The following is a 15,203-nucleotide window of genomic DNA, read 5'->3' as shown; positions in this document are numbered from 1 at the left end:
CAGTTATTCAATGTTAATTTACGATTTTATTGCTGCGGATAAAAATAGCTCGGCGCATCCTGTCGCCGAAAAATGTAAAAAGAGAAAGGTATTACTAAGGGATGATTGACCCGTGCAGCATATCGCAGTTTTTCAGCATTAACGCTTTTAAGGGAAAAAAAAGAAAAGTCTCAGATAACCGTGCCCACCAGCTTGCAGTTTATTGCTGTAATTTCGCTGCAGGAATAAGCCGGCGTAATCTGTCTGGCTTAACCCGGCGGCTGGCGTCAGGGATAGTTCACGGGGATTACCGCGCGCTGATCAATGGCGGTGCGCCAGTGCTCAAGCGTCGATTGATAAGGACACAGCGTGCCCACTGCCGTCTGGCGACAGTTTTGCTGATGCCACTCCTGGCGCAGCAGCGGGTGCTGCCGATCGATCAGCGTTAGCTGGCGCAGCGCGTCCAGACTCTGTGCCTGAAAATAGACGCGCAGCAGCAGCGTCTGCGTCTGGTTATCGCGCCAGCGCTCAAACACCAGGCTGCTGCCGGGCGGAATATTACCGCGCGCGTAGCCGGGCAGTTGCCAGCTGAAGCCGATCAGCGTGCGCAGCATGGCGATATTGGTGTCGTGGGCCACCAGCAGCAGCCAGCGGGTGGAGGGCGTCGCCGTATCGTCCTGCAGGTTGCGCACCACCGCGTCCAGCAGAATCGACGCACGCTTTTGCGCGATATATGGCACATCATTACTCAGATCGTAATTGGCGGTCAGCAGCGGCAGCAGGGCGCTGATCTGCTGCGCCCGGGTGATGTTGCCCCACGCCAGCTGGCTGAACGGCAGATTTTCGCTCCAGCCGAGCCGTAAGGTTTCGGCCATGCTGGCCAGCACGCTGAGACCCTGCACGTAGGTATGGCCGCTTTTACTCTGCTTCAGCTGCCAGGGGCGCTCGAAGAACGGGCAATCTGCCGCGCACACCGCCTGCCTGAGCTGCTGCACGGCGGGCTGTAAACGCTGCTGCAGTGCGGCGAGATCGCCGGCGCGCGCCGCGACCGCTGCCCGCTCCGTGGCAGCATCAGTTTGGCCGAACGGCAGTTTTTCGCTCTGAAACAGCGGATCGACCGTCCCCGCGACGTGATGAACTACCACATCGCAGCCAGGAAAGGCGCCCTGCAGCAGCGCCTGTGCCGTGGCGCGGGTGCGCTGCAGCGGACTGGCGCGCACGTAGATTTGCCCGGCATCGGGACAGCCGGCGCGCAGCAGGCCGAGCTGGCGATAGTGTTCACCCTGCCAGCGACCTTTATTCACGACCGCTGCATAACCGTGTGCGGTGAGTTCGCCGTCGGCGCTGCGCCAGCGCGGCCAGGCGCGCTGGGTGGCGGCTTCGATTTCCGTACGGTTACCTGCGGTGGGAGGACGCACGCCGTGACGGCTGATCTCTACCACTTTTTCCAGCTGGTAGCGCGGCTGCGCCTGCGCGGTGAGCGCCAGCAAAGCCAGCAGCGCGCTCAGCAGCAGACGTTTCATAGCGTTGGTTGTGCCGGCAGCAACGCTTTGAGCTGCGGATAGAGCACCGAGTTGGCCAGCAGCACCGGATTACCCTGTTGCAGGCCATGGTGGCTGAGATAATCGTTGGTGACGCCGCCCGCTTCGCGCATCAGCACAATGCCAGGCAGGCCATCCCACGGATTCATATGCGCTTCGTAATAGCCAATCAGCCGGCCGGCCGCCGCCCAGGCGCTCATCAGCGCACCGGAACCGTTGCGGATAAACATGCCGCCCTGCGCCAGCAGCTGGCTGATAAAGGTGGTCAGCGGTTCAATCGGCTGGCTGTTCGAGCTGCTGAGGCCCAGCAGCCCCTGATCGAGCCGCTGCGCGCTGTGTGCCTGAATGCGCTTGTCATTCACCCAGGCACCTTTGCCGCGGCAGGCGTGGAAGGTTTCCTGATGATTAGGATCGCTGACTACGCCAATCACCGGCTGATTGTCGCAGACAATCGCCAGCGAGACGCACCAGTTGTGCAGGCCGTTAAGAAAGCTGCTGGTGCCGTCAATCGGATCGATGACCCAGATAAAGCGCGCGCCGCTGACATCACCGCCGCTCTCTTCACCCAGCACCGCATCGTCAGGAAAACGCTCATGAATCAGGTGTTTTACCAGCAGCTCAACGTTGCGATCCGCCTCGCTGACCACATCCTGCAAATCCTTCTTGTGCTCCACCACCAGCTGATGGCGCTGCTGATACCACGCCAGCGCGCGGCTGGCGGCGGTTTTCGCCACCTCACAGGCATAGTGATAACGGGCATCTAATTCGGTTAGCGTAGCTGATGACATTTTTCCCTCTTATCATTCACTGGCAATCGACGTGGCGAACCACGCCGGATAAAGCGCCATGGCTGTGTGACTGGCTTAACAAAAGTTAAGCAAGGCTTCATTAAGCCGCAGATGGCTGCGGCTGGCAAGGGGAGGCAATGCGGGGCAGCGGCAAATTGTGCTTCACAGCTGCCGGGCGCGCGCGGCGGCCATCAGGCGTGGATAGAACTGGAAAAACAGCGGTTCGAGCTGGGTGTAGTGGTCGACAAAATCCTGATAGGAGTCGCGCAGCGCCGCCAACCGTGGCCGGCGATGCGCCATGCCGCTTAGCACGCGCGCCAGCCGCGCCGGGTCAGCATAGTGTTCAAACCAGCGTTCGCGCCACATTACCGCGTTGAGCTCGATAAAATCGCCCGGCGTGCCGGGCAGCTGCGGCACAATGTCGCGCTCGGCGGCGGCGCTAAAAGCAGACAGCGACTGCGCCGGATGCAGCTGATCCCAGTGGCGCGCCAGGAAGTGGTCCCAGATCACGTCGAGGGTAATCGGCGCCACGCGGCGCGTTTCCGCGCGGAACAGCTGACGCGCGCTGCGCACTTCCGGCAGGTTATCGGTCAGCACGTCAATGCGTCGGTGCAGGGCTATACCGGCCACCACCGGCTGCGGCCACTGCGCCTCGACGTTGCCGCGCACGAAATCGGCCAGCAGATTACCCAGCAGTGAGCTGTCGGCCAGGGTTGCAAGGTGAAGGTGAGCAAGAAAGTTCATGGCGCATTATAGGCAGAATCACACCGGCGCAGCCAGTTGTTCAGAATTGCCCACTTTTCCGCTAAACTATGCCGCCTGTTTTTTGAGTCCTGAAGAAGTGATGCATGCGTGTAGCCGATTTTGCCTTTGAATTACCGGAATCTTTGATCGCCCACTATCCGCAGGCGCAGCGCAGCGGTTGCCGCCTGCTGTCGCTGGATGGCCCGAGCGGGGCGCTGAACCATGGCGTGTTTACTGATGTGCTGGATAAGCTCAATCCGGGCGATCTGCTGGTGTTCAATAATACCCGGGTGATTCCGGCGCGCGTCTATGGCCGTAAAGCCAGCGGCGGCAAAATTGAGATGCTGGTTGAGCGCATGCTGGATGACAAACGCGTGCTGGCGCACGTGCGCGCCTCCAAAGCGCCGAAGCCGGGTGCAGAATTACTGCTGGGCGACGACGAAAGCGTCAAAGCCACCATGGTGGCGCGCCACGATGCGCTGTTCGAAATCGAGTTTGCGGACGATCGCGCGGTGCTGGATATCCTGAACAGCGTCGGCCATATGCCGCTGCCGCCGTACATCGATCGTCCGGATGAGGAAGCTGACCGCGAGCTGTACCAGACGGTGTACAGCGCGCGCCCCGGCGCGGTGGCAGCGCCGACCGCCGGTCTGCACTTCGATGAGCCGCTGCTGGCGGCGCTGAAGGAAAAAGGCGTGGAGATGGCGTTTGTGACGCTGCACGTCGGCGCTGGCACCTTCCAGCCGGTGCGCGTAGAGAACATCAACGATCACATCATGCACTCTGAATATGCCGAAGTGCCGCAGGACGTGGTGGACGCGGTGCTGGCGTGCAAAGCGCGCGGTAACAAAGTGGTGGCGGTGGGCACCACCTCGGTGCGTTCGCTGGAGAGCGCAGCGCAGGCCTGTCAGGATGGGCTGATCGCGCCGTTTTTCGATGACACGCAGATCTTTATCTATCCGGGCTATCACTATCAGGTGATTGATGCGCTGATCACCAACTTCCACCTGCCGGAATCGACGCTGATTATGCTGGTCTCGGCGTTTGCCGGTTATCAACACACCATGGCGGCTTATCAGAGCGCGGTGGCGGAGCAGTACCGTTTCTTTAGCTACGGGGATGCGATGTACATCACCCGTAATCCACAGGCTCCCGACGAAATCGTTGGTGGCTGAGTAATCAGACTGTTTCTCTGATTATCGAAAGAGGTCAATGTGAAATTTGAATTAGATACCACCGACGGGCGCGCGCGCCGTGGCCGTCTGGTCTTTGATCGCGGCGTCGTGGAAACCCCGGCGTTTATGCCGGTCGGCACCTACGGCACGGTCAAAGGCATGACGCCGGAAGAAGTGAAAGAGACCGGCGCGCAGATCCTGCTGGGTAACACCTTCCACCTGTGGCTGCGTCCGGGGCAGGAGATCATGAAACTGCACGGCGACCTGCACGATTTCATGCACTGGCAGGGACCGATCCTGACCGACTCCGGCGGCTTCCAGGTGTTCAGCCTCGGCGATATCCGTAAAATCACCGAAGCCGGCGTGCATTTCCGCAACCCGATCAACGGCGATCCGATTTTCCTCGACCCGGAAAAATCGATGGAGATTCAGTACGATCTCGGCTCCGACATTGTGATGATCTTCGACGAATGTACGCCGTATCCGGCGGACTGGGATTACGCTAAACGCTCGATGGAGATGTCACTGCGCTGGGCGCAGCGCAGCCGCGACCGCTTTGACGCGCTCGGTAACAAAAATGCGCTGTTTGGCATTATTCAGGGCGGGGTTTACGAAGATTTACGTGATGTCTCGGTTAAAGGTCTGGTAGAGATTGGCTTTGATGGGTACGCTGTGGGCGGCCTGGCGGTGGGTGAACCGAAAGAGGACATGCACCGCATCCTGGAACACGTCTGTCCGCAAATTCCGCAAGACAAACCGCGTTATTTGATGGGCGTCGGCAAACCGGAAGATCTGGTGGAAGGCGTTCGCCGCGGTATCGATATGTTTGACTGTGTTATGCCAACGCGTAACGCGCGCAATGGCCATCTGTTCGTCACCGATGGCGTGGTGAAAATCCGCAATGCGAAATACAAAGATGACACCGCGCCGCTGGATGCGGAGTGTGATTGTTACACCTGTCGCAATTACACGCGTGCCTACTTGCATCATCTTGATCGCTGTAACGAAATACTGGGCGCACGTCTGAACACCATCCACAATCTGCGCTATTACCAGCGTCTGATGGCGGGTTTACGCCAGGCCATCGAAGAGGGTAAATTAGAGCACTTTGTTAGCGAGTTCTACCAACGGACGGGCAAAGCGGTTCCACCGTTAAACGTCTGATAATTCTATCAATGAGGGAAATTTAATGAGCTTTTTCATTTCTGACGCCGTGGCCGCAGCTGGCGCTCCGTCTCAGGGAAGTCCGTATTCTCTGGTGATCATGCTGGTGGTTTTTGGTCTGATTTTCTACTTCATGATCCTGCGTCCACAGCAGAAGCGCGCCAAAGATCACAAAAAGCTGATGGATTCCATCTCCAAAGGTGATGAAGTGCTGACCAACGGTGGCCTGGTGGGCCGCGTAACGAAAGTGGCTGAAACCGGCTACATCGCTATCGCCCTGAACGACACCACTGAAGTAGTGATTAAACGTGATTTCGTGGCCGCCGTTCTGCCGAAAGGTACAATGAAGGCGCTGTAATTTATTCTTCCCGAAGGGAACTGCCGTGTTAAACCGTTATCCTTTGTGGAAGTACATCATGCTGGTCGTCGTGATTCTCGTCGGCCTGCTGTATGCGCTTCCTAACCTTTATGGTGAGGATCCGGCCGTTCAGATCACTGGTGCGCGCGGTGGCGCCGCCAGTGAGCAAACGTTGGATCAGATCCAGACCGTATTAAAACAAGACAATATCCAGAGCAAATCCCTCGCGCTGGAAAATGGTGCCATTCTGGCCCGTTTCGCTAACACGGATATTCAGCTGCGCGCGCGTGAAGCCATCACCAATGCGCTGGGCGAAGATTTCGTCGTGGCGCTCAACCTGGCCCCTGCCACACCGCGCTGGCTGACCATGCTGGCCGCTGAACCGATGAAACTCGGCCTCGATCTGCGCGGCGGCGTGCACTTCCTGATGGAAGTCGACATGGATACTGCCCTCGGCAAGCTGCAGGAGCAGAATGCTGATGGCCTGCGCAGCGATCTGCGCGAAAAAAATATCCCTTACACCAACGTTAGCAAAATCGCTAACTACGGCACCGAAATACGCTTCCGCGACGGCGCCAGCCGTGATGCGGCCATCAGCTATCTGACGCCGCGCCATCGCGACCTGGTGATCACCAGCGCTGGCAGCGACACGCTGCGTGCGGTGATGACCGATGCGCGTCTGAGTGAAGCGCGCGAATATGCGGTGCAGCAGAACATTAACATCCTGCGTAACCGTGTGAACCAGCTGGGTGTGGCCGAGCCGCTGGTACAGCGTCAGGGCGCTGACCGCATCGTGGTTGAGCTGCCGGGTATCCAGGATACCGCGCGTGCTAAAGAGATTCTGGGTGCTACCGCAACGCTGGAGTTCCGCCTGGTCAACACCTCGGTGGATCCGAGCGCTGCCGCCAGCGGCCGCGTGCCGGGTGACTCGGAAGTGAAAAAGACGCGTGAAGGTCAGCCGGTGGTGCTGTACAAGCGCGTGATTCTCACCGGTGACCACATCACCGACTCGACGTCCAGCATGGATGAGTACAACCAGCCGCAGGTGAATATCTCGCTTGATGGCGCCGGCGGTAACATCATGTCCAACTTCACCAAGGACAACATCGGCAAGCCGATGGCGACCCTGTTTGTGGAGTACAAGGACAGCGGTAAGAAAGATGCGAACGGTCGTGCGATTCTGGTGAAGCAGGAAGAAGTGATTAACGTGGCGAACATTCAGTCGCGCCTCGGCAACAGCTTCCGTATTACAGGTATCAGCAACCCGAACGAAGCGCGTCAGCTGTCGCTGCTGCTGCGTGCCGGTGCGCTGATTGCGCCAATCCAGATTGTGGAAGAGCGGACCATCGGTCCAACCATGGGCCAGCAGAACATCACGCAGGGTCTCGAAGCCTGTCTGTGGGGTCTGATTGCCTCCATCATCTTTATGGTGGTGTTCTACAAGAAGTTTGGTCTGATTGCGACCAGCGCACTGTTGTGCAACCTGGTGCTGATTGTCGGCATCATGTCACTGTTACCGGGCGCCACGCTCACCATGCCGGGCATTGCCGGTATCGTGCTGACGCTGGCGGTGGCGGTGGATGCTAACGTGTTGATTAACGAACGTATTAAAGAAGAACTGCGTAACGGACGCTCGGTACAGCAGGCGATTCATGAAGGCTATAAAGGCGCCTTCTCCAGTATCGTCGACGCCAACGTCACCACGCTGATTAAAGTTATCATTCTTTATGCGGTCGGTACCGGCTCGATCAAAGGGTTTGCGATTACCACGGCTATCGGTATCGCGACTTCCATGTTCACCGCTATCGTCGGCACCCGTGCCATCGTTAACCTGGTGTACGGCGGCAAACGCATCAATAAGCTGTCTATCTGAGGAGTGCGTTGTGGCACAGGAATATAGTATTGAACAGCTGAACCATGGGCGTAAAGTCGTCGACTTTATGCGCTGGGACACGCTGGCCTTTATCATCTCCGGCCTGCTGATTGTGGCGTCCATCGCCATTATCGGTGTGCGCGGCTTTAACTGGGGGCTCGATTTCACCGGCGGGACGGTGATTGAGATCAACCTCGAGAAGCCGGCGGATCTGGATGCGCTGCGTGACGGGCTGGTGAAGGCAGGCTTTGAGGAGCCGCTGGTACAGAACTTTGGCAGCAGCCGTGATGTGATGGTGCGTATGCCACCGACCACCGGCAATGCAGGCCAGGAGCTGGGCAACAAAGTGGTCGCCTCGATCAACCAGACGACGCAGCAGAACGCGACCGTGAAGCGCATTGAGTTCGTGGGCCCGAGCGTGGGCAGCGATCTGGCGCAGGCCGGGGCGATGGCGCTGCTGTCGGCGCTGATTGCGATTCTGATCTACATCGGCTTTCGCTTTGAGTGGCGTCTGGCGCTGGGCACCGTGCTGGCGCTGGCGCACGACGTGATCATCACCTGCGGCATTCTGTCGCTGTTCCACATCGAGATCGATCTGACGATTGTGGCGTCGCTGATGTCGGTGATTGGTTACTCGCTCAACGATAAGATCGTGGTTTCCGACCGTATTCGTGAGAACTTCCGCAAAATCCGTCGCGGTTCTTCTTACGACATCACTAACGTGTCGCTGACCCAGACGCTGAGCCGTACGTTGATCACCTCGATCACCACGCTGGCGATGATCCTGATCCTGTTCATCTTTGGTGGCGCGCTGCTGAAAGGCTTCTCGCTGACCATGCTGATCGGTGTCACCATCGGTACCATTTCGTCGATCTACGTGTCGTCCGCGCTGGCGCTGAAGCTGGGCATGAAGCGTGAACACATGCTGGTGCAGAAAGTGGAGAAAGAGGGCGCCGATCAGCCTTCGATTCTGCCGTAATTGTGCCGGAGAAATGAAACGGGCTGCCTGAGTGCAGCCCGTTTTTTTTATGCCTGACGCCAGAGTTACTGGCCTGCAACGACCGTGCTGGCATCCGTCACCGCCTGCACATCATGCACGCGCACGTAGCCGAGCTGACCCGGTGCCAGCCCGCTGAGTCGCAGCGGTACGCTGACCGAACTGCGCGGCATCAGACTGGCGGGCACGGTAATGGTCTGGCTCAGGCTGTCGGCGTTCAGCGGCTTGCCGCTGGCGGGATCCATTTCGCCCCATACCACGCGGGCGCTGAGTGCCGGCACCGGCTTATCATCGGTTGAACGGATATTCAGGTTAGCGCGGCTGCCGCTGGCTTCCCCCTCAACGTGCGACAGCGACAGGCGCAGTTTACCCAGCTGCGTCTGCAGCTCTACCGGCGTATTCGCCTGCGGGAGTAACCATGCGCCCTGCGTCGACTGGCTGTTGAGCTGCCCCTGAATCTCCAGCGCGCTGGCCTGACTGGTCAGTTTGCGCATCTGCTGGTTGAGCTGGCTCACTTCCTGATGCAGCGCTTTGACCTGAGGTGAAGCGGGGGTGGAGCTGCAACCACTGAGCACCAGCGCAGCAAGCGCTGCCGGCACCCAAATCATCCTGAACGTCATGCAATGTCCTTCCGGTTATTTAGGGATACGTAAAACCTGGCCGGGATAGATCTTATCAGGATGCGTCAGCATTGGCTTGTTCGCTTCAAAGATCTTGTTGTATTCGTTCGGCGTGCCGTACACCTGCTTCGAGATAGCGCTCAGGGTATCGCCTTTTTTCACCGTGTAGAATTCAGCCTGCGCGGCGCTGTCACTGGTGGTCACGTTATCTTCCACTTTGGTGATGCCGGCCACGTTACCCGCCGCCACCAGAATCTTCTCTTTCAGCTCCTGCGAGATACCGTCACCGCTGACCTTCACGGTATCGCCCTGGACATCGACTTTCACTTTATCGCTGTCGGGCAGGCCGAGTTGATTAATGTGCTCCTGCAGCTTTTTGCTCTGGTCATCGCCGCCTGACACCGCATCCCACAGTTTTTCACCCGCTTCTTTGACGAAATTGAATAAACCCATACATCCTCCTGTCATTAAGCCGGATTGGCTCTCTAAGCTTAGTAACTTTTCACGGTTTGCTGTAACCGTCAGGCGTCGCTGTGAGCCAGGTGGCGATTCTGCGCCCTGTATTTTGTTGCAACCGGGAACGCGCTACACTATCTGCCCCCAATTCTCGCGACAGGAAACGTCATGCATTGCCCATTCTGCTCCGCTGTGGACACCAAAGTGATTGATTCACGTCTGGTTAGTGAAGGCTCCTCAGTGCGCCGCCGCCGCCAGTGCCTGGTATGCCATGAGCGTTTTACCACCTTTGAAGTGGCCGAGCTGGTAATGCCGCGCGTGGTGAAAAGCAACGACGTGCGCGAACCCTTTAACGAAGATAAGCTGGCCAGCGGCATGATGAAGGCGCTGGAGAAGCGTCCGGTGAGCGCGGATGCCGTCGACAATGCGGTTAATCACATCAAAACCCAGCTGCGCGCCACCGGCGAACGTGAAATTCCCAGCAAGCTGATTGGTAACCTGGTGATGGAAGAGCTGAAGAAGCTGGATAAAGTCGCTTATATTCGCTTCGCATCGGTGTACCGCAGTTTTGAAGATATTCGTGATTTTGGCGAAGAGATCGCCCGCTTACAGGATTAATCCATGACCGATGCGCACTACATGGCGCGCGCGCTGGAACTGGCGCGGCGCGGACAATATACCACCACCCCAAATCCTAACGTCGGCTGCGTTATCGTGCGCGACGGCACGATCGTGGGCGAAGGCTGGCATCAGCGCGCCGGTGAACCGCACGCGGAAGTGCACGCGCTGCGCATGGCCGGTGACCACGCACGCGGTGCGACCGCGTATGTCACGCTGGAACCCTGCAGCCATCACGGTCGGACGCCGCCGTGCTGCGATGCGCTGATTGCCGCCGGCGTCAGCCGGGTGGTCGCGGCGATGCAGGATCCTAATCCGCAGGTGGCCGGGCGCGGCTTGTATCGTTTACAGCAGGCCGGCATCGACGTGAGTCACGGCCTGATGATGAATGAAGCGGAAGCGCTTAATCGCGGTTTTCTCAAACGCATGCGTACCGGTTTTCCGTGGATTCAGCTCAAACTGGGTGCCTCGCTGGATGGCCGTACCGCCATGGCCAGCGGCGAAAGCCAGTGGATCACTTCCGCAGCGGCAAGGCGCGATGTGCAACGTTTACGTGCCCGCAGTTCAGCTATCCTTACCACCAGCGCCACCGTGCTGGCGGACAATCCGTCGCTGACGGTGCGCTGGGATGAACTGAGCGAGACCGTGCGCCAGCAGCTGGATGAGAGCCAGCTGCGTCAGCCGGTGCGGGTGGTGATCGACAGCCAGCAGCGCGTGACGCCGCAGCACCGTTTGATCGCCCAGCCCGGCGAAACCTGGCTGATGCGCACGGAGGCTGATGCACAAAGCTGGCCGCCGGGCGTGAGTCAGATTGAGGTGCCGCCGCGCGGTGAGCAGCTCGATCTGGTGGCGATGATGATGCTGCTCGGTCAGCGTCAGATCAACAGCGTGTGGGTCGAGGCCGGTGCCGGTCTGGCCGGTGCGCTGCTGCAGGCCGGCCTGGTGGATGAACTGATCGTTTATCTGGCGCCGAAACTGCTGGGTAACGCCGCGCGCGGCCTGTGTGCGCTGCCGGGACTGGAAACGCTGGCCGATGCGCCAGCGCTGAATTTTAGCGACGTGCGTCAGGTTGGCGACGATTTACGGCTGACCCTGACACCACGCTGAGCATGCACGGAAAAGCCTGAGCGCGTTGCCGAAGAGTATGATAGAATCCGCCCCCTTCTGCGGGGCCATAAAACAAACACCCAAAGGATATGTATGAAAGTTATCGAAGCTGCTGTTGCCACGCCTGATGCCAATATTGCCATCGTAATCGCGCGTTTTAACAATTTCATCAATGACAGCCTGCTGGACGGTGCAGTTGACGCGCTGAAGCGTATTGGCCAGGTCAAAGCGGAAAACATCACCGTGGTCTGGGTACCGGGCGCTTACGAGCTGCCGCTGGCGGCACGCGCCCTGGCGAAAACCGGCAAGCACGACGCGATCGTTGCACTGGGCACGGTGATCCGTGGCGGTACCGCACACTTCGAATACGTGGCGGGTGAAGCCAGCTCCGGCATCGCTCATGTAGCTATGAACAGCGAAATTCCGGTGACCTTCGGCGTCCTGACCACCGAAAACATCGAGCAGGCGATTGAACGCGCCGGCACCAAAGCGGGTAACAAAGGCGCCGAAGCGGCCCTGACCGCACTTGAAATGATTAACGTATTGAAAGCCATCAAAGCCTGATTTTTGTAAGGGGAATTTTGTGAAACCTGCTGCTCGTCGTCGCGCCCGTGAGTGCGCTGTCCAGGCGCTTTACTCCTGGCAGTTGTCTAACAACGACATTGCCGATGTGGAATACCAGTTTCTGGCGGAACAAGACGTCAAAGACGTCGATATTAGCTATTTCCGCGAACTGCTGGCCGGTGTGGCGACCAACAGCGCGTTCCTGGACGGCCTGATGAAGCCTTACCTGTCGCGCCAGCTGGAAGAGCTGGGCCAGGTAGAAAAAGCCATCCTGCGCATTTCGCTCTATGAACTGAGCAAGCGTGACGATGTGCCGTACAAAGTGGCGATCAACGAAGGTATCGAACTGGCTAAAGTGTTTGGTGCTGAAGACAGCCATAAATTTGTTAACGGCGTGCTGGATAAAGCCGCTCCGCAAATTCGACCGAACAAAAAATAAGTGCAAAAGGCCGGCTCACCGGCCTTTTTTCATTGAGACCTGACTTATGTCCTGTGGTGAATTCGAACTGATCGCACGTTATTTTAACCGCGTCACCAGCTCCCGCCGCGATGTGGAGAAGGGAATTGGTGACGACTGCGCGTTACTTAACGTGCCGGAAAAACAGACGCTGGCCATCAGCACCGATACGCTGGTGGCGGGCGTGCATTTCTTACGTGATATCCATCCGGCCGATCTCGGCTACAAAGCGCTGGCGGTTAACCTGAGCGACCTGGCGGCGATGGGCGCCGATCCGGCATGGTTAACGCTGGCGTTGACGTTGCCTGAGGTTGATGAACCCTGGCTGGCGGCGTTCAGCGACAGCCTGTTTGAGCTGCTGGATTATTACGATATGCAGCTGATCGGCGGCGATACCACGCGCGGGCCGCTCAGCCTGACGCTGGGCATTCATGGCCTGGTGCCGGCCGGCCGTGCGCTGAAGCGTGCCGGGGCCAAACCGGGTGACTGGATTTTTGTCACCGGCACGCTGGGCGACAGCGCTGCCGGCCTGTCGCTGCTGCAGCACCATCATCGCCTCAACGATCCGGCGGTGCATGAAGTGCTGATCAAGCGCCATCTGCGCCCGATGCCGCGCGTGCTGCAGGGCCAGGCGCTGCGCAATCTGGCGACATCAGCCATCGATCTGTCCGATGGCCTGATCTCCGATCTCGGCCACATTCTCACCGCCAGCCGCGTCGGTGCCCGCATCAATCTGGATGCGCTGCCGCTGTCGGCTGCGTTGCGCGATCACTTCGAGCCGGAACAGGTGCTGCGCTGGGCGCTGAGCGGGGGTGAGGATTATGAGCTGTGCTTTACCGTGCCGGAAGTCAATCGTGGTGCACTGGATGTGGCGCTGGGCCATCTTGGCGTGGCGTATACCTGCATCGGCCAGATCGCGCCGGAAGCAGAAGGGCTGACGCTGCTGGAGAACGGCAAGCCGCGCAGTTTCCATCACAAGGGATTTGATCACTTTGACGCTAAATAAAGATGTGGCCAAAAGCCGTCTGCGCATGGCCAATCCGTGGCACCTGCTGGCGACCGGTTTTGGCAGCGGCCTGAGCCCGATTATGCCCGGCACCGCCGGTTCAATTGCCGCCATTCCCTTCTGGTGGCTGATGACGCTGCTGCCGCTGCAGCTGTATTCGCTGCTGGTGCTGATTGGCATCAGCGTGGGTGTCTACCTGTGTCACCGCACCGCGCGTGATATGGGCGTGCACGACCATGGCAGCATCGTGTGGGATGAGTTCATCGGCATGTGGATTACGCTGATGGCGATACCGGCGATGAGCTGGCAATGGGTGCTGGCCGGCTTTGTGATTTTCCGTATTTTCGACATGTGGAAGCCGTGGCCGATTCGCTGGTTCGACCGTAACGTGCATGGCGGCATGGGCATTATGGTTGATGACATTATCGCCGGGGTCATTTCAGCGGCGATTTTGTATGGGTTGGGGCTGGTGCTTTAATGCGCCAGGTGTGCATGAAGGTACAAACCGGCCACATGGGTAACACTTTAGACCGGGCACATGGGTAACAGTTATAAACGGCATAGCAGAGGAGACTCACTATGCCCTGGACTGAGACTGTTACCATGCAACGCCTTGAATTCATCCTCGCCTGCCAGGCAGGCGGGGAATCCATGACGCAGCTGTGTCACCGCCACGGCATCAGCCGCAAAACCGGCTACAAGTGGCTCAGCCGCTTTAACCCCGGCGAGCTCTCCTCGCTTGAAAATCTCTCCCGCGCCCGCCATCTCCAGCCCGATAAAATCGCCCCCGACATCGCCGCGCGCCTTGTTCAGTTCCGCCAGCAGCACCCCGACTGGGGGCCAAAAAAAATCCGCCACTGGTTCCTCAGCAACGGCGCTGACTTCATCGTGCCCGCCGCCAGCACCATCGGCGACCTGCTGAAGGCGGCGGGAATGGTGCAGCCGCGGACGCCGCGTAAGCGAACGCCGGGCAACCTGCGCAGTCTCACGACACCCGTGAGGAATAACCACGTCTGGAGCGCTGATTTTAAAGGGCGCTTCCGCCTGAAAGACGGCAGCTGGTGCCGCCCCTTCACGCTCACCGATAACCACAGCCGCTACCTGCTGTCCTGCGAGCCGGGCACGTCGGAGACCACGGTGTTCGTGCGCGGCTGCATGGAAAAGGCCTTCCTGGAAGGCGGGCTGCCCGACGTTATCCGCACCGACAACGGCTCGCCCTTCGTTGCGCCGGGCATCCTCGCGCTGACGCAGCTGAGCGTGTGGCTGATAAAACTGGGGATACAGCCGGAAAGAACCGCGCCGGGCTGTCCGGGGCAGAACGCCCGCCACGAGCGGATGCACCGGTCGCTGAAGGTCGCCATGAGCCATCACGACGTCTTTGGCTCGCTGCCAGAGCAGCAGGCGTGGTGCAGCGGATGGCGGAACGAGTTCAATCAGGAAAAGCCGCATGAGGCGCACGGGCAGCAGCCGCCCGCAAAAATATGGACGCCTTCACCGCGGAAATGGAACGGAAAAGTGCCGGAGGTGGGTTATCCGGAGGGGGCGAAGCTGTACAAAGTCGGTGAAAAAGGCGACCTGAGGCTGAACGGGCGGACCTTCCTGAGCGCAGCGTTACGGGGCGAGTACGTGCGGTTCCTGGAAGTGGACGACGGCATTGACGTCATCCTCTTCGACAGGCTCATCCTTGCGTATTATGACCGGGCAGAAAAGCGTATTATCCGGATCGACTGACCACAAAAAGTGTTACCTGTGTGCC

At 58.9% G+C, this 15,203-nt stretch carries 17 protein-coding genes; 12 read left to right on the top strand and 5 right to left on the bottom strand.

Going from position 1 to position 15,203, the window contains the following annotated elements; translation table 11 throughout:
- Positions 1 to 266: 266 nt before the first annotated feature.
- The 3 genes from C1N60_RS15370 to C1N60_RS15360 form a co-directional block, all read right to left on the bottom strand.
- A complete protein-coding gene (locus C1N60_RS15370) occupies positions 267 to 1,502 on the bottom strand; it encodes a histidine-type phosphatase (protein ID WP_394521061.1) in 1,236 nt (411 codons plus the stop codon).
- On the bottom strand, positions 1,499 to 2,308 hold the full coding sequence (locus tag C1N60_RS15365) for an inositol monophosphatase family protein (protein ID WP_394521060.1): 810 nt from the start codon (positions 2,306 to 2,308) through the stop codon (positions 1,499 to 1,501). The genes C1N60_RS15370 and C1N60_RS15365 overlap by 4 nt, the downstream gene beginning before the upstream one ends.
- A 162-nt stretch (positions 2,309 to 2,470) precedes the next feature.
- Positions 2,471 to 3,052 (bottom strand): ACP phosphodiesterase, encoded by a 582-nt coding sequence (locus C1N60_RS15360; RefSeq protein ID WP_058781210.1) that lies wholly within the window; start codon positions 3,050 to 3,052, stop codon positions 2,471 to 2,473.
- 104 nt (positions 3,053 to 3,156) lie between these two features.
- On the opposite strand from C1N60_RS15360, the gene queA reads away from it, so the two are divergent.
- From queA to secF, 5 genes are read left to right on the top strand one after another with little or no spacing between them, the layout of a single operon-like run.
- Positions 3,157 to 4,227 carry a tRNA preQ1(34) S-adenosylmethionine ribosyltransferase-isomerase QueA gene (queA, locus tag C1N60_RS15355; protein WP_394521059.1) on the top strand — a complete coding sequence of 357 codons (1,071 nt, stop codon included), beginning with the start codon at positions 3,157 to 3,159 and terminating at the stop codon, positions 4,225 to 4,227.
- 39 nt (positions 4,228 to 4,266) lie between these two features.
- Positions 4,267 to 5,391 (top strand): tRNA guanosine(34) transglycosylase Tgt, encoded by a 1,125-nt coding sequence (gene tgt, locus C1N60_RS15350; protein WP_021507154.1) that lies wholly within the window; start codon positions 4,267 to 4,269, stop codon positions 5,389 to 5,391.
- 25 nt (positions 5,392 to 5,416) lie between these two features.
- Positions 5,417 to 5,749, top strand: coding sequence for a preprotein translocase subunit YajC (gene yajC / locus C1N60_RS15345; protein ID WP_021507155.1), 333 nt, complete (start codon positions 5,417 to 5,419; stop codon positions 5,747 to 5,749).
- Between the two features lie 25 nt (positions 5,750 to 5,774).
- A complete protein-coding gene (secD, locus tag C1N60_RS15340; protein ID WP_071813591.1) occupies positions 5,775 to 7,622 on the top strand; it encodes a protein translocase subunit SecD in 1,848 nt (615 codons plus the stop codon).
- 10 nt (positions 7,623 to 7,632) lie between these two features.
- Positions 7,633 to 8,601 carry a protein translocase subunit SecF gene (secF, locus tag C1N60_RS15335; RefSeq protein WP_058769379.1) on the top strand — a complete coding sequence of 323 codons (969 nt, stop codon included), beginning with the start codon at positions 7,633 to 7,635 and terminating at the stop codon, positions 8,599 to 8,601.
- A gap of 65 nt (positions 8,602 to 8,666) precedes the next feature.
- Here secF and C1N60_RS15330 read toward each other — a convergent pair whose 3' ends face one another.
- Complete coding sequence (locus C1N60_RS15330) at positions 8,667 to 9,239, bottom strand: SadB/YajI family lipoprotein (protein ID WP_031279646.1); 573 nt, start codon at positions 9,237 to 9,239, stop codon at positions 8,667 to 8,669.
- A gap of 15 nt (positions 9,240 to 9,254) precedes the next feature.
- Positions 9,255 to 9,692, bottom strand: a complete 438-nt coding sequence (lysM, locus tag C1N60_RS15325; protein ID WP_058769381.1) for a peptidoglycan-binding protein LysM — start codon at positions 9,690 to 9,692, stop codon at positions 9,255 to 9,257.
- Positions 9,693 to 9,863: 171 nt separating this feature from the next.
- Between lysM and nrdR the strand changes: the two genes are divergently transcribed.
- The 7 genes from nrdR to C1N60_RS15290 all read left to right on the top strand — a co-directional run bounded on the left by nrdR (position 9,864) and on the right by C1N60_RS15290 (position 15,178).
- A complete protein-coding gene (gene nrdR / locus C1N60_RS15320; RefSeq protein WP_031279647.1) occupies positions 9,864 to 10,313 on the top strand; it encodes a transcriptional regulator NrdR in 450 nt (149 codons plus the stop codon).
- Positions 10,314 to 10,316: 3 nt separating this feature from the next.
- The gene (ribD, locus tag C1N60_RS15315; protein ID WP_058781212.1) at positions 10,317 to 11,420 is read left to right on the top strand and encodes a bifunctional diaminohydroxyphosphoribosylaminopyrimidine deaminase/5-amino-6-(5-phosphoribosylamino)uracil reductase RibD; all 1,104 of its coding nucleotides are present in this window, start codon (positions 10,317 to 10,319) and stop codon (positions 11,418 to 11,420) included.
- Positions 11,421 to 11,513: 93 nt separating this feature from the next.
- A complete protein-coding gene (ribE, locus tag C1N60_RS15310; RefSeq protein ID WP_021507162.1) occupies positions 11,514 to 11,984 on the top strand; it encodes a 6,7-dimethyl-8-ribityllumazine synthase in 471 nt (156 codons plus the stop codon).
- 19 nt (positions 11,985 to 12,003) lie between these two features.
- Positions 12,004 to 12,423 (top strand): transcription antitermination factor NusB, encoded by a 420-nt coding sequence (gene nusB / locus C1N60_RS15305; protein ID WP_031279648.1) that lies wholly within the window; start codon positions 12,004 to 12,006, stop codon positions 12,421 to 12,423.
- 46 nt (positions 12,424 to 12,469) lie between these two features.
- A complete protein-coding gene (gene thiL, locus C1N60_RS15300; protein ID WP_021507164.1) occupies positions 12,470 to 13,447 on the top strand; it encodes a thiamine-phosphate kinase in 978 nt (325 codons plus the stop codon).
- 25 nt (positions 13,448 to 13,472) lie between these two features.
- Positions 13,473 to 13,925, top strand: coding sequence for a phosphatidylglycerophosphatase A (gene pgpA, locus C1N60_RS15295; RefSeq protein WP_370586268.1), 453 nt, complete (start codon positions 13,473 to 13,475; stop codon positions 13,923 to 13,925).
- Positions 13,926 to 14,050: 125 nt separating this feature from the next.
- Positions 14,051 to 15,178 (top strand): DDE-type integrase/transposase/recombinase, encoded by a 1,128-nt coding sequence (locus tag C1N60_RS15290; protein WP_196368259.1) that lies wholly within the window; start codon positions 14,051 to 14,053, stop codon positions 15,176 to 15,178.
- The last annotated feature ends 25 nt before the right edge of the window (positions 15,179 to 15,203 follow it).

It is taken from the genome of Pantoea sp. SGAir0184 (assembly GCF_043544755.1).
The sequence above is the reverse complement of the archived record's forward strand: the minus strand, read 5'-3'. Positions and strand labels throughout refer to the sequence as shown.

Coding starts and splice junctions, on each gene's coding strand:
- C1N60_RS15290 (WP_196368259.1), top strand. CDS start 14,051: ATGCAACGCCTTGAATTCATCCTCGCCTGCCAGGCAGGCGGGGAATCC.
- yajC (WP_021507155.1), top strand. CDS start 5,417: ATGAGCTTTTTCATTTCTGACGCCGTGGCCGCAGCTGGCGCTCCGTCT.
- C1N60_RS15370 (WP_394521061.1), bottom strand. CDS start 1,502: ATGAAACGTCTGCTGCTGAGCGCGCTGCTGGCTTTGCTGGCGCTCACC.
- pgpA (WP_370586268.1), top strand. CDS start 13,473: ATGGCCAATCCGTGGCACCTGCTGGCGACCGGTTTTGGCAGCGGCCTG.
- ribD (WP_058781212.1), top strand. CDS start 10,317: ATGACCGATGCGCACTACATGGCGCGCGCGCTGGAACTGGCGCGGCGC.
- C1N60_RS15365 (WP_394521060.1), bottom strand. CDS start 2,308: ATGTCATCAGCTACGCTAACCGAATTAGATGCCCGTTATCACTATGCC.
- nrdR (WP_031279647.1), top strand. CDS start 9,864: ATGCATTGCCCATTCTGCTCCGCTGTGGACACCAAAGTGATTGATTCA.
- C1N60_RS15330 (WP_031279646.1), bottom strand. CDS start 9,239: ATGACGTTCAGGATGATTTGGGTGCCGGCAGCGCTTGCTGCGCTGGTG.
- queA (WP_394521059.1), top strand. CDS start 3,157: ATGCGTGTAGCCGATTTTGCCTTTGAATTACCGGAATCTTTGATCGCC.
- lysM (WP_058769381.1), bottom strand. CDS start 9,692: ATGGGTTTATTCAATTTCGTCAAAGAAGCGGGTGAAAAACTGTGGGAT.
- thiL (WP_021507164.1), top strand. CDS start 12,470: ATGTCCTGTGGTGAATTCGAACTGATCGCACGTTATTTTAACCGCGTC.
- ribE (WP_021507162.1), top strand. CDS start 11,514: ATGAAAGTTATCGAAGCTGCTGTTGCCACGCCTGATGCCAATATTGCC.
- C1N60_RS15360 (WP_058781210.1), bottom strand. CDS start 3,052: ATGAACTTTCTTGCTCACCTTCACCTTGCAACCCTGGCCGACAGCTCA.